A 13,496-nucleotide genomic window follows, 5' to 3' on the forward strand; every position below is an offset into this window, starting at 1 on the left:
GTCCATGAGTCGCACCATTCTGATTACCGGTGCCAGCTCCGGCCTGGGCGAAGGCATGGCCCGTGAGTTTGCCGCCCGGGGCGACCAGCTCGCGCTGTGCGCGCGCCGCACCGATCGTCTGGAAACCCTGCGGGATGAGCTCCAGCAAAAATACCCCGCCGCCCGAATCAGCATCCGGGCACTCGATGTCGACAACCACGACCAGGTCTTCGAAGTGTTCCGGGCGTTCCAGGAAGAATTCGGGACACTGGAACGGATCATCGTCAACGCCGGAATCGGCAAGGGCCAGGCACTGGGTACCGGCAACTTCGATGCCAACCGTCAGACCGCTGAAACCAACTTTGTTTCCGCCCTGGCCCAGATGGAAGCGGCCATGGAAATCTTTCGAAAGCAGAACCACGGGCACCTCGTAACCGTATCCTCGGTGTCCGCGGTACGGGGCATGCCATCCAGTATTACCACCTACGCGGCGACCAAAGTCGGCCTCGCGGCACTTTCGGAGGGCCTTCGTGTCGAACTGGCAAAGGCGAAATCTCCGATTCGCGTGACTACACTGTATCCAGGGTACATCCGAACGGCCATCAACGAGAGCGTTAAAAACGCACCGTTCCGTGTGGATGCAGAGACCGGCTGCAAGGCGATGGTAAAAGCCATTGAGTCCGGAAAAAACGAGTGCTTTGTGCCGCGCTGGCCGTGGACTCCGATAGGATTCCTGCTGAGGCGCCTACCGGTGCCGGTACTGGCCAAAATGTTCTGATCCTTCACTAAATCCGGGGAGGCATTATGCCGGCAGACCAACCCGCGAACCCCGCCCGCGCAACGCGCATCAGGGTCTGGAGCACGGTGTTTCTGGTTGGGGGCCTGCTGGCCCTCGGCTCCCTGGCTCATAAAGTATTTGCCCAGCAAGAAGCGGCGGATACCGCGCTCGTGCTGACCATCGAGGGCGCTATAGGCCCCGCCACCATGGATTACGTAACCCGGGGGATCCGGCGGGCGGAGTCGGAGGGCGCCGGCCTGGTGGTGCTGGAGATGGATACGCCGGGGGGGCTGATGGACTCCATGCGCGACATCATCAAGGTGATCCTCGCCTCCGATGTTCCCGTCGCCACCTATGTGTCCCCCCAGGGCGCCCGGGCTGCAAGTGCCGGCACCTACATCCTCTACGCCAGCCACATCGCCGCCATGGCGCCGGCCACGAATCTCGGTTCGGCAACACCGGTCCAGATGGGGGGACTGCCGGGCTCCGAACCCGAACAGGCACCCCCGGACGGTGACGGATCGAGCGATGCGCCCGGGATCGGAGACCCGGAGGGCGACGGTAAGCGTCGCGGCAATACCGCCATGGAGCGGAAAGTCCTCGAGGACGCGGTCAGCTACATCCGGGGCCTGGCGGAACGCCACGGCCGCAACGCCGACTGGGCCGAAGAAGCGGTGCGCGAAGCGGTCAACCTCGGTGCCAATGACGCCCTTGAGAAAAATGTGATCGATGTGGTGGCGTCCAGCCTTGGCGACCTGCTCCGTCAGATTGACGGTCGAACCGTGCGCATGGCGTCAACGGATCGAACCCTGAAAACGGCGTCATTGGAGCTGGTCCGTTCCCGGCCAGACTGGCGCACGCGGCTGCTCTCCGTAATTACCGACCCCAACGTGGCCTATTTCCTGATGATCATCGGGTTCTACGGCATCATCTTCGAGCTCGCCAACCCCGGTGCGGTGGTTCCCGGGGTGATTGGCGCAATCAGTCTGATCCTTGCCCTCTTCGCCTTCCAGGTACTGTCCGTTAATTACGCGGGCTTGGCACTCATCCTGCTCGGGCTGGCGTTTATTGTCGGGGAGGCGTTCGTGCCCAGTTTCGGCATCCTCGGTGTGGGCGGGATTGTGGCGTTTGTGACCGGCTCGGTGATTCTGATGGACGGCAGTCATCGCGATATCTCCCTACCCACCGTCGGCGGAACCGCCGTGGTTGCTGCAGGGTTCATTCTCTGGACCGTCACCCGGTTCATCGGATTGCGCCGGAAGGGCCCGGTTAGCGGTAGCGAACAGATGGCCCACGAAGAAGGGCCTGCCCTGGATGATTTTATCGAGGAGCGTGACCATTACCGGGGCCACGTGCGCCTCAATGGCGAACGCTGGAAAGCCGTCTGCCCGCAACCCGTCAGTGAAGGCGATCGGGTGCGGGTCAAGGCGATGGAAGGGTTAACGGTAACCGTTGAGGTCATTGACGAGAACCGTTGACCCGGCGCAGACACAAGGCAACGGCAAACCAAGGAGGCCGTATGATTGGCGAACTGATTCCCTATCTAGCACCAATGGTGGTGTTGCTGCTGATTCTCGGCTCGGCGATCAAGATCCTGCCGGAGTACCAGCGCGGCGTGGTATTTTTCCTGGGCCGGTTCCAGGGTGTGAAAGGCCCCGGCCTGATCATTGTGATTCCCGGTATCCAGCAGATCGTCCGGGTGGACCTCCGGGTCGTTGTTCTGGACGTCCCCAGCCAGGACGTGATTTCCAAGGACAATGTCACCGTGCGGGTCAATGCGGTGCTGTATTTCCGGGTGGTGGACCCAGAGCGGGCGATCATCCGGGTCGAGGATTTCAACTCGGCCACCAGTCAGTTGGCACAGACCACGTTGCGGTCCGTGCTCGGCAAACACGATCTGGACGAGATGTTGTCAGAGCGGGACAAACTGAACTCGGACATTCAGGAGATCATTGATGCTCAGACCGAGGAGTGGGGGATCAAGGTGGCCAATGTCGAGATCAAGCACGTGGATCTGAACGAATCCATGATCCGGGCCATTGCCCGTCAAGCGGAGGCAGAGCGCGAGCGGCGGGCCAAGGTGATCCACGCCGAGGGCGAATTGCAGGCGTCGAAGAAACTGGTAGAAGCGGCCCGGGTGATGTCCGCCGAATCCGGGGCCATGCAGTTGCGTTACCTGCAAACGATGGCAGATATGAGTGGCTCGAATTCTTCGACTATCGTGTTCCCGATGCCCATGGACCTGGTGCGGCCTTTCATGGAAAAGTCGTTCCGCAACACGCAGGGCGGATCCAACGATTCCCCCGAATAGGGGGCGGGCACAAAAAAGGCCGGGATTCCCGGCCTTTTAAGCGTCAGCGTAAGCCGAGCCTTATTTCATGCTTGAACGCTCAAGCATACGCTTGGCACGCTCGTTGGCTTCGTCAGCTGATTGCTGAGCAGCCTTGGCAGCGGCCAGAGCTTCCTCGGCGGTCTGCTGGGCAGTGCGGGCAGAGCTTGCAGCGCTGTTAGCGGTGTTCAGTGCATTTTCAGCAGTCTGCTCTGCAGAGTTGGCAGTTGCATTCGCCTCGTCTACGGCAGCCTGGTTAGAGGCACAGCCTGCGGTCAGAGCAGTAGCAAGTGCAAACCCAGCGATCGTCAGTTTACGCATTGTAAATCCCCTTATTGGTCGAGTTTTTTCCTGTGATCCGGAAGTCAGTTCAGTACATGGACGACTTCCTGTCAAACCGGCCGGATAGGCGTTGACTACCGGAGTCGTCAAACAGTGTAAAACACTCTGAGACAAAATGTTAACTACGGATACGTATATTTAATCGGCTTATGACAACAACTTAATGCTGCTGTCAGGAGATGTTCAGGGAACGATTCGAATCGGGGTGCCGTTGGCGACCAGTTGCCAGATCTCGTCCATTTCCTCGTTGGTCACGGCAATGCATCCGTCGGTCCAGTCCAGCCCCCGGTAGGCAAAGGCCATATCGGCGGCCTCGTTGGGCAGTCCGTGGATCATGATACTGCCGCCGGGGTTGAGCCCCCAGGCATGGGCCAGTTCACGATCCCGTTCGCTCGGGTAGGATATGTGAATGGACTTGTAGAAGTCGCTGCCGGCGTTGCGCCAGTCCAGCGTGTAATCCCCTTCGGGCGTGCGTTCGTCACCTTCGTACAGCTTGTGCCCTGTGGGGTTGTCGCCAAGGGAAATCCGGTAGCTTTTCACCACCTCGCCATCGTCCATCAGGTAGAGACGGCGTTCACTCTTGCGCACCAGAACCTTATCAATACTGAGGGCGTCGGTCTGGAACGGAGCTGCCTCCGGCATGCGCGTGTCGGCTTTGGCCAGCATCTCACTGGCGGCTCCGGAAACCGGAGACAGAGCAAAACCTGTCAGCAGGCAAATGGCAATGAAATAGCGCGTGAACATGATCTTAGCTTACCAATGGTTAATCTTCTTTCATGCACGTTTATAGCACAGGCTATCAGTATGTTGTTGAGAGCTTTTGTTAACTTTTTTGGTTATCTCATTTCCGGATCAGACATTTTGTGAACTATCCATCTTCAGACCGACCTTGGTGACCTGATCGGAGTTGGTCGCCCGGGCGACCAGGGTGACCGGGCCGAGCGTCACCGTGTCGCCAACGACCGGATGGCCTTTGGTGCGCCTGGCAAAGCACTCGGCCAGTGACAGCTCCGGCGGCAGATCATCAAATTCGATCCCGTAGACCTGTTCGACGTCGCCCAGCAGGGCATCGCCATTAAGTACAAAGTCGCCGAAAAAGGCCCGTTCTGCAAGGTACTTGGGCGCATGACGACCACTCAGTGCCTTGCCCAGCTCCGGCAGTACGTTGGGCGTTGCGAACATGGCGACCGTATCGCCACTGGCCACTTCCAGATCACCTTTCGGTTGCAGGCACACCCGGTTGCGAAACACGCCGGCGACCGCAGTGTTTTCCGGAAACCGCAGCTGGCTCAGCCGGCGCGGAGTTTCCCAGATTTCTCCTCGCAATGGGAACAGCATCAGTTCATGGTCACCGGCGCCGGGAGTGTCCAGGGGCAGCCGACGATAGGGATCCTCGCCGGCCGGTACTTCCAGCCGGAGTTTTCGGGCCAGGGGCGCCATGGTGGTGCCCTGCACCAGCAACGACACGAGCACAATAAAGAAAGCCGCGTGAAAGACCAGTTGGGCTTGCGGCAGGTTGGCCATGATCGGGAACAGCGCAAGCACGATCGGCACGGCTCCGCGCAAGCCTACCCAGCTGATGAATCCGAGTTCCCGTCGGTTGAAGCCAAAAGGCCAGAGCGTGAGTACCACGGTCAGCGGCCGGATAATGAAGATCAATGCCAGTGCCAATACCAGACCGCTACCCAGCAGGGGCAGGAGGTCCGTGGGGGTCACCAGAAGACCCAGCATCAGGAACAGGCACAGTTGCGCCAGCCAGGCCAGGCCGTCGTGTACCTGGAGGATCATTGGCATCATCCGGACGTGGCGGTTACCAATGACCACCCCGGTCAGGTAGATCGCAAGAAACCCGCTGCCACCGAGCGCGTTGGTGGCCGAAAACACGGAAATTCCGGCAGCAGCGACCAGCAGGGGGTAGAGTGACGGTGTCAGCCGGACACGATTAGCCAACTCCACCACCGCAAAACCGCCAAGGACTCCGGCAAGACCCCCAATCCCGAATTGCTTGACCAACATGATCAGGACCGACCAGGTTGCGCCCTCGCCGGTGTTGCCGATCAGGGTTACCAGCACCAGGGTAAGGAAAATCGCCATGGGGTCGTTGCTGCCGGATTCGATCTCCAGCGTGGCGCTGACCCGCTCGTTCAAGTGCAGGCCCCGGCCCTGCAGCAGCGAAAACACGGCAGCGGCATCGGTCGAGGAGATGATGGCCCCCACCAGCAGTGCGGTGAGCCACTCAAGATCGAACACCCAGCGGGCGACCACGGCGGCCCCTGCGGCGGTCATGAACACCCCCAGGGTGGCCAGTACCAGAGCCGGGCGCAGGCCGACCCGGAAGGTTTCGGCCCGGGTGCGCATGCCGCCGTCGAGCAGGATGACGCCCAGTGCCAGATTGGCGATCAGAAACGCCAGTTCGAAATTGTCGAACTGGATACCGCCCGGGCCGTCTTCCCCCATCATCATGCCAACCACCAGAAAAATCAGCAGCACCGGCATGCCGACCCGGCTGGACAACGGGCTGAGCAGGATACTGATCACCAGCATCAGAGCGCCAAGCAGGGTGAGGGTTGGATCCATTATTGCTCCAGACAGAAGGCTTGCCCATAGGCGCCATGACCGCTTATATTGCTCTCGCGGCCATCAACTAATGCGGGTGTAGTTCAATGGTAGAACGGCAGCTTCCCAAGCTGCATACGAGGGTTCGATTCCCTTCACCCGCTCCATTGCTTCCGGGGACAGTGCCCGGTTCCTTTCTAGTGTAGTTTGAGACGTGGGTGCATCGCACGGCTGATTTTATCCATCAACCAGATAATGCCGGTTCGCACAAATCCGTGCAGCGCCACCTGGTGCATGCGGTACAGGGACACGTAGAACAACCTCGCCACCTTGCCTTCGATATACATGCTCCGACCGGACAGGTTGCCCATCAGGTTGCCGACGGTGGTGTAGCGACTGAAATTGATCAGTGAGCCATGGTCGTTGTAGACGAAGGGGACGGCCTCGCCACCCTTGATGCGGTTGCACAGAGTTTTGAACAGAGCGTCTGCCTGTTGATGAGCGGCCTGGGCCCGAGGGGGTACCGACCGGTCTGAATCCGGCTGGGGGCAAGCGGCGCAGTCACCGAAGGCATAGATGTCCTCGTCCCTGGTGGTCTGAAGCGTCTGCTTGACGACCAGCTGGTTGCCCTTGTTGGCTTCCAGTCCGAGCTCGGCCAGGAACGCCGGTGCCTTGATGCCTGCGGCCCAGATGGTCATTTCCGAGGGCAATTCGCTGCCGTCTTTCATGACAATGCTGCTTGCCCGGACTTCACTGACCGGTTGGCCGGTGAGTACCTGAATGTGCTGGCGTTCCAGCTCCCGGTTGGCGGCAGCTGACAGTCGCGCAGGCAATGCCGGCAGAATGCGGTCGGCAGCTTCAATGACCGTGATTGAAACATCCGAGGATTTCAGGTGATTCATACCGTAAACCGGCAGTTCCCTTGACGCCAGGCGCAACTCCGCCGCCAGTTCCACGCCGGTGGCGCCGGCCCCGATAATAGTGAGGTTCAGGGTATGGTCCTCACCCTCAAGCGCCTCGTGGTTCTTCCGCAAAAACGCATTGAGCATCAGGTTATGGAACCGGCGGGCCTGTTTCAGGCTGTCCAGGAACAGGCAGTGCTCCTGGGCGCCGGGCGTACCGAAGTCATTTGCTGTGCTGCCGACGGCAATCACCAGGGTGTCATAACTGATTCGGCGCTCGGGCACCACTTCCTCGCCGTCCTCATCGTGGAAAGGCGCCACCACAAGCTGCTTTGACGAGCGATCCAGGCCACTCATCCGGCCCAGCTGGAACTCATAATGGTGTTTGCGGGCGTGGGCGCGATAGTTGATTTCGTTGGCATTGGCGTCAAGCGAGCCGGACGCGACCTCGTGCAGAAGCGGTTTCCAGACATGGGTCAGGCCGGCATCCAGAAGCGTGATCCGGGCCTTGCCCTTCCTGCCAAGCTTGTCGCCCAGACTGGTCACCAGCTCAAGTCCGCCGGCACCACCGCCAACCACCACTATATGATGAAGGTTATCCATAACAATCAGCCCTTTAAGTGAAGAGAGCCAAGCACTCTTCGGGGCAAAGCGCTTGGCTGTCGTCACTGGGCCTGGTGAAAAGGTAGGGTGCTAACACTGACCCGAATAATAGTAACGCGAGCAATGGCGCAGGCACAATTCTACGGAAGTGCAATGGGCACCCCCGGACCTCAGTGTTGGGTGCGGTAGCTGTCGAGTATCGAGGCGACGTCATCACCGAGTTCGGAGAGCTCCTCGGGCGCCAGCTTGCGTTCGGCCATGGAGCGGAGGGCAACGATCTGGGCCTGCAGCAGACGCGCCAGTCGCTGGCAATCGGTGGTTTCGATCAGCTCGCCCTGCGCCTTGGCCTGTTCAAGCGCATCATGAATCACATCCTGAATGGACGCCAGGATGCGCTGGGCCTGCCGGGCCAGCGCAGGGTGCGTGTTGCTGGATTCCAGCAGGGTTTTGACGATCATGCACGCGCGTGAGGGCTGGGCTACGGCTTTCCTGCCGCCATTGGCAATCCCCCGCAGATAGGCCTGCAGACCATCCACGATGGACGGGGCCTCTTGCAGGTAGCCCGACAGCTCCTGCGCACCCTGGTCGGCGTACATGGCCAGTGCTTCGGAGAACAGATTGTCCTTGTTGCCAAACGAGGCATAGATGCTGCCCGGTCGCATGTCCAGTGCTTGTTCGATCTGTTTCATGGAGCTGCCGTGATAACCCCGCTCCCAGAACAGGGTGACCGCTTTCTGCAAAGCCGTTGTTCGGTCGTATCGGGCGTTTCTGGCCATAGTGTCAGTGTGTCGTGAAAAGATATTTTGAGTGACCGCTCAATTATAACTTGAATGACTGCTCAAGAACAGGTAGCCTGAAGTCATTATTGAACGATCACTCAAAAAAGGAGTCTGTTATGACCGATTTCACATTGCACGATGAAACTACTGCCCCGGAAAGGGCCAAGCCTCTGTTGGAAAACTCGCTGAAGGGGTTCGGCATGATACCGGGATTGCACGCAGTAATGGCAGAGGCACCCACGGTGCTGGAGGGCTACCAGAAACTGCATCAACTGGTCCTCGACAGCAGTTTCGACAACGACGAAACCACGGTGGTCTGGCAAACCATCAACGTCGAGCATGCTTGTCACTACTGTGTGCCCGCGCACACTGGTATTGCCAAGAGCATGAAAGTATCCGACGACATTATTAACGCGCTGCGCGACGAGACGCCGCTACCCAGCGAGAAGCTGGAAGCACTGAGGACTTTCACCCTGGCAGTGACGCGCAAGCGCGGCGAGGTTAATCGGGAGGATCTCGATGCCTTCTATCAAGCCGGATACGAGCACCGCCACGTTCTTGAGGTGATTCTGGTGCTTTCGCAAAAGGTGATGAGCAATTACATAAACCACATTGCCGAGACGCCGGTCGACGAGGCGTTCCAGAAGTTCGCCTGGCAAAAAGCCAAATAAGCAAGGCGAACGCGCGTTGCGGACGCGAGCTCAGCCCGCGTCCGTCGCCAGAATGCTGGCCTGCCTTTCCCGCTTCCGGTTCTGGAGGCGTTTGTCGACACACTCGTCCTCCGCGTTCAGGATGACCACGCACTCCAGGCACTGGATGCATTCGTCGTAATCGATTCGCCCGTCCTTGCGGATGGCATTGATACCGCACTCGTTTTTGCAGTGCTGACAGGGGCTGCCGCACAGTTCCACGCGATCCAGCCAGCTGAACAGGCGCAGCCGGCCGAGAACGGCGAGCCCGGCGCCCAGTGGGCACAGATAGCGACAATAGAACTTGTGGATAAACATGCCCACCAGCAGGAGGCCTACGGCATAGGCCACAAACGGCCAGTACCGGACGAAAAACAGGGTAATACCGGTTTTGAAGGGTTCCACCTCGGCCAGCTGTTCAGCCAGCGTCAGCGAGTAGAAGGCCGTGCCAACCAGCCCGAGCAGGATCGGGTATTTGAGCAGGATCAACCTGCGGTGCCACCGTTCCGGCACCTTGGCCTGGGGGAACCGCAGTTTCTCGCCGAGCCAGGCGGCCATCTCCTGCAGAGCCCCGAACGGGCACAGCCAGCCACAAAACAGCCCACGTCCCCAGATGAACAGCGTAATGAAGGTGTAGGTCCAGAGAATGAACAGAATGGGATCAAGCAGGAACACATCCAGCGAAAAGCCATCCCAGATCGCCAGGAACAGAGTGTAGATGTTGACCACCGAGAGCTGACCCTGGGCATAGAAACCGATAAAGAACAGCGTGAAGAACAGGAAGCCCCAACGGAACCGGTGCACCAGGGCCGGATACCGGCTCAGGGTTCGCTGTTTCGCGAAGAACACCGTCAGTACGGCCAGCCCGCTAACCAGCAACGAGATTTGCCACCAGCGTTCCTTCCACAGGCCCACCCAGACCGGCGCCCGCGTCTGCTCCGGCAACGGCGCCACCTCGACGGTCTCGAACAGTTTTTCGGGGAAGGCGACCGGTACGTCCAGCGTGGTCCGGTCGACCATCAGGTGATTGCGCGCAAGCTCCACGTTCAGGCGGAGCGTCGCCGCGGCGCCGGGATTGAAGCCGGCGTTGCCTCCGACCCGGAACAGGGTCTGTTGGGCAAATTCCGGCATCGAATCGGCCTGCAGTTGGATACTGCCACCGAACATGTTCAGGTCCCGAAGCTCCAGTGACAGGTTGTTCTGGACCATGCCCAGCCGGTCCGGGGCGCTGGCGGGGACAAAGTCCTCGGACAGATGGGTAAACCGCCCGCGGGACATCACCACCAGAATCTTGGCGTCGTCCCCGGCCTTCTCCCGCAGTTGGGCATAGCCCTCCTGTCCCAGCAGGTTGCGCCCCACCATGGGCGAATTCACGTAGCCGTAGAACAGCTCGGTAAACGGCTCGCCGGGCCGGGGTTCCGGGGTGCCCGGGTAATCTGACAGAGGCCGGCCCAGGGCCTGTTCCACCGTATCCTTGGCCACCTGCCAATGACTGAGGTAACCGCGATCGATCAGCTCCTGCCAGGACAACGGCTCGAAGAAATCCGGTCGGGCGCGGGTGGGAGTGGCCTGGCTGAAGCCCTCGAGTTTAGCGCGGGCAACCTTCAGGGCCGACGACAGCACGGTATCATTGACGATCAACACCGACACCGTGGCCCTGCTGACTCCGTCAAAATGGACCACATTACCGTCCGGGTCCTTGCTGCTGCGGCTGGAGTTTGAAGTGTCGACGAGGATCTGTTCGCGCAGGGAGCGCCCGGTATACTGGTCGACGAAGTCGAACAGAGGCTGCTCGCCGAGGCCATGCAGGAATACCGGTTCGTGGTGATCCAGCACCCGGACCCCGGTAAAACGGCCACGGGCATCCAACCCGACCAGCAGCTGGATCGGTTTGCCGGCAAACCCCTGTAGCCGGCTCAGATCCGCCGATTCGTAGGCATAGCCCAGCAGTTCCTGGAGCTGATACACCGGGTACACGGGGAAATCCGACAGTTTGTCGTCGATCACTGTCGCTTTCGGGAACAGCTCCTGGATCATCGCCCGCTTACTTTCCGACAGCTCCGCACGGGCGCTGGACAGCAAGAACAGGCACGCCAGTAAGAGCACGATGCGCCCTGCCATGGGAAACTCCTGGGATTTCTTGTTGTTTGACACTTCATGCTAGAGCTTCTGGGCGATGGCTCAATGCGACCTCGGAGCCAGCTCTCTGCTACTTTGTGAGGAGATCATCGATTTTCCGGCGCCAGACGAACGAGTGAGGATTGGATGAAAGTTGCCGTGTATTGCGGTTCCCGATCGGGAACTGACCCGCAGTATGCCCGCAAGGCCAGGGAGCTGGGGGAATTCCTTGGTGCCAATGGCGTGGATCTGGTGTTCGGTGGCGGTCACGTCGGGTTGATGGGGGTCGTTGCCGACTCGGTGCTGGAGAGTGGCGGCCAGGTCTATGGCGTGATTCCGGAGCACCTGCGGGATCGGGAGCTGGCTCATTCGGGCCTAACCGAGCTGTTTGTGGTCCGGGACATGCACGAGCGCAAGGCGAAGATGGCCGAGCTGGCCGACGGCTTTATTGCCCTGCCCGGAGGCATCGGGACGCTCGAGGAAATCTTCGAGGCCTGGACCTGGGGCCAGCTTGGATTCCATCGAAAGCCTTGCGGACTTTACAACGTTGGTGGCTTCTACGATCCGCTGCTGGAAATGGTCCGGACCATGAAGGCGGCGGGTTTCCTGAAACAGGAATACATCGACATGCTGGTGGTGGCGGATACTCCCGGGCAGCTTCTGGAAGGGTTCCGTCAGTACCGGCCGCCGCACGAAAAATGGACCTGATCAGAGTTACGGGCCCGGCCAAAAGGGACATGCTGGCATGCAGGAACTGGTGGAGGGCGTCGGAGAAATTGTCTGGGGGCCGCTGACCATCGCGTTGTTGGTCGGAACCGGACTTTTTCTGAGCGTGCGCCTGCGTTTTATCCAGCTGTTCCGTCTCGGCCTGTCCCTTCGGATTGCGAGCGGCCGGGATGTGGAAGATTCCCTGACCGGCGAGCTCAGTCATTTCAGCGCACTCACCGTGGCCCTGTCCGCGGCCATTGGCAACGGCAATATTGCCGGTGTGGCGACCGCCATCGCCCTGGGTGGCCCGGGTGCCATTTTCTGGATGTGGGTTACCGCCCTTGTCGGCATGGCGACGGTTTTTGCCAGTACCACGCTGGCCCTGAGGTTCCGCGTTTACGACCCGGAAACCGGCTATGCCGGTGGACCCATGTACTACATTGAGCGCGGGCTCGGGCCAAAATGGAAACCCCTGGCCCAGTTTTTTGCCCTCTGCGCAATCATCGCCGCCTATGGCACGGGCAACATGGTGGAAGCCAATTCTGTGGCCGATACCCTGGAGTTCTCCTTGCGTGACATCGTCGGCTACGAGCCCCGGGTGGGGACGGTTTTCGGGGTCAAGCTGGCCATCGGCATCCTCTATGGCGCGCTGATCTGGTTGGTGATCGTGGGCGGGATCCGCCGCATTGGCCGGGTGGTCTCGCGGCTGGTGCCGCTGATGTTTGTTGTTTATGTCGGCAGTGCGCTGGTGGTGCTCGGGCTGAATGCGGACGCGGTTCCGGCAGCCTTCGTCAGCATTATTTCCGATGCCTTTACCGGTACCGCCGCCACCGGTGGTTTTGCCGGTGCGGCGGTCATGACCACCATTCAGTTTGGCGTGGCCCGGGGTGTGTTCAGCAATGAGGCAGGCTTGGGAACAACGCCCATTGCGATGGCGGCAGTCCGGTCAGATGAGCCGGTGCGGGCCGGGTTGGTGGCAATGAACGGACCACTGTTCGATACCCTGGTGGTGTGCACCATCACCGCCCTGGTCATCATCACCACCGGGGTCTGGACCACCGGGGTCAGCGGCTCGGAACTGACCACCATGGCATTCAATTCCGCCGTACCCGATCTGGGCAAGCTGGCGGTCACCCTCTCGTTGTTGTTCTTCTCGTTTTCAAGCGTGGTTGGGTGGAGCTACTATGGCGATCGTGGCACCGGTTACCTGTTCGGCAACCGGCGGATTCGGGTCTACCGGAAACTCTTCTGCTTGCTACTGCCGCTGGGTGCAGTGATGGATCTGGAGTTGATCTGGGGGCTGTGCGACATCGCCAACGGCTTGATGGCCGTGCCCAACCTGATCGCGCTGCTGCTGCTTTCCCCCCTGGTGGTCCGGATGACCCGGGATTACTTTGAGCGCAAGGCCACGGAAGCGGTGGTGTGATGTTTCCGTTCTGCGGGCACGGCTCGGATTGGCGGTTGGGTTATTCGTTTTCGTCCCGCGCTTTCTTCAGCTGCTCCAGTTTTTCGTGCAACAGGGCTTCGAGTTTGATCAGCTGTTCCCGATTCTTCTCATTGGGTCTGTTGGTATACAGGCTCACGTAGGTCTGGGTGACCTCGTTCAGTATCGGGTGGAGTTTCTTGTAGTCTTCATCGCTCATGACCTGTCCCCTCAAGTGGCAAACATCCCTAGTTATTACTATGGATCATCCTGACCATTGATCAAGGGTG

13 protein-coding genes and 1 tRNA gene are annotated in these 13,496 nt (G+C 59.9%); 7 read left to right on the forward strand and 7 right to left on the reverse strand.

Annotated elements, in window-relative coordinates; genetic code table 11:
* Positions 1–4 precede the first annotated feature (4 nt).
* From QQF73_RS12445 to QQF73_RS12455, 3 genes are read left to right on the forward strand one after another with little or no spacing between them, the layout of a single operon-like run.
* The gene (locus QQF73_RS12445; protein WP_219867570.1) at positions 5–757 is read left to right on the forward strand and encodes an SDR family oxidoreductase; all 753 of its coding nucleotides are present in this window, start codon (positions 5–7) and stop codon (positions 755–757) included.
* A 26-nt stretch (positions 758–783) separates the two neighbouring features.
* A complete protein-coding gene (locus tag QQF73_RS12450) occupies positions 784–2,235 on the forward strand; it encodes an NfeD family protein (protein ID WP_219867571.1) in 1,452 nt (483 codons plus the stop codon).
* A gap of 41 nt (positions 2,236–2,276) precedes the next feature.
* On the forward strand, positions 2,277–3,068 hold the full coding sequence (locus tag QQF73_RS12455; protein WP_219867572.1) for a slipin family protein: 792 nt from the start codon (positions 2,277–2,279) through the stop codon (positions 3,066–3,068).
* A gap of 60 nt (positions 3,069–3,128) precedes the next feature.
* Here the strand turns inward: QQF73_RS12455 and QQF73_RS12460 are convergent, their stop codons facing one another.
* The 3 genes from QQF73_RS12460 to QQF73_RS12470 form a co-directional block, all read right to left on the reverse strand.
* Positions 3,129–3,407: an Lpp/OprI family alanine-zipper lipoprotein gene (locus tag QQF73_RS12460; protein ID WP_218636227.1), complete on the reverse strand. Its 279-nt coding sequence runs from the start codon at positions 3,405–3,407 to the stop codon at positions 3,129–3,131.
* A gap of 204 nt (positions 3,408–3,611) precedes the next feature.
* Positions 3,612–4,172: a L,D-transpeptidase family protein gene (locus QQF73_RS12465; RefSeq protein WP_425607958.1), complete on the reverse strand. Its 561-nt coding sequence runs from the start codon at positions 4,170–4,172 to the stop codon at positions 3,612–3,614.
* A gap of 108 nt (positions 4,173–4,280) precedes the next feature.
* Entirely contained in the window at positions 4,281–6,005 is a 1,725-nt protein-coding gene (locus QQF73_RS12470; protein WP_219867574.1) for a potassium/proton antiporter, read from the reverse strand.
* Positions 6,006–6,077: 72 nt separating this feature from the next.
* On the opposite strand from QQF73_RS12470, the gene QQF73_RS12475 reads away from it, so the two are divergent.
* Positions 6,078–6,151 (forward strand) — tRNA-Gly (locus tag QQF73_RS12475).
* A 30-nt stretch (positions 6,152–6,181) separates the two neighbouring features.
* Here the strand turns inward: QQF73_RS12475 and QQF73_RS12480 are convergent.
* Both QQF73_RS12480 and QQF73_RS12485 read right to left on the reverse strand, forming a co-directional pair.
* A complete protein-coding gene (locus QQF73_RS12480) occupies positions 6,182–7,489 on the reverse strand; it encodes an NAD(P)/FAD-dependent oxidoreductase (protein ID WP_219867575.1) in 1,308 nt (435 codons plus the stop codon).
* A 170-nt stretch (positions 7,490–7,659) separates the two neighbouring features.
* Entirely contained in the window at positions 7,660–8,265 is a 606-nt protein-coding gene (locus QQF73_RS12485) for a TetR/AcrR family transcriptional regulator (protein WP_219867576.1), read from the reverse strand.
* Positions 8,266–8,384: 119 nt separating this feature from the next.
* On the opposite strand from QQF73_RS12485, the gene QQF73_RS12490 reads away from it, so the two are divergent.
* Positions 8,385–8,939: a carboxymuconolactone decarboxylase family protein gene (locus tag QQF73_RS12490; protein ID WP_219867577.1), complete on the forward strand. Its 555-nt coding sequence runs from the start codon at positions 8,385–8,387 to the stop codon at positions 8,937–8,939.
* 30 nt (positions 8,940–8,969) lie between these two features.
* Here QQF73_RS12490 and QQF73_RS12495 read toward each other — a convergent pair whose 3' ends face one another.
* Positions 8,970–11,078: a NosR/NirI family protein gene (locus QQF73_RS12495; RefSeq protein ID WP_285368426.1), complete on the reverse strand. Its 2,109-nt coding sequence runs from the start codon at positions 11,076–11,078 to the stop codon at positions 8,970–8,972.
* A 144-nt stretch (positions 11,079–11,222) separates the two neighbouring features.
* Between QQF73_RS12495 and QQF73_RS12500 the strand changes: the two genes are divergently transcribed.
* Positions 11,223–11,783 (forward strand): LOG family protein, encoded by a 561-nt coding sequence (locus QQF73_RS12500; protein WP_219867579.1) that lies wholly within the window; start codon positions 11,223–11,225, stop codon positions 11,781–11,783.
* Positions 11,784–11,820: 37 nt separating this feature from the next.
* Complete coding sequence (locus QQF73_RS12505) at positions 11,821–13,209, forward strand: alanine/glycine:cation symporter family protein (RefSeq protein WP_285368427.1); 1,389 nt, start codon at positions 11,821–11,823, stop codon at positions 13,207–13,209.
* 40 nt (positions 13,210–13,249) lie between these two features.
* Here the strand turns inward: QQF73_RS12505 and QQF73_RS12510 are convergent, their stop codons facing one another.
* Positions 13,250–13,426 (reverse strand): hypothetical protein, encoded by a 177-nt coding sequence (locus tag QQF73_RS12510; RefSeq protein ID WP_219867581.1) that lies wholly within the window; start codon positions 13,424–13,426, stop codon positions 13,250–13,252.
* Positions 13,427–13,496 lie beyond the last annotated feature (70 nt).

The organism is Marinobacter albus (assembly GCF_030238305.1).
GTDB classification, from domain to species: domain Bacteria; phylum Pseudomonadota; class Gammaproteobacteria; order Pseudomonadales; family Oleiphilaceae; genus Marinobacter; species Marinobacter albus.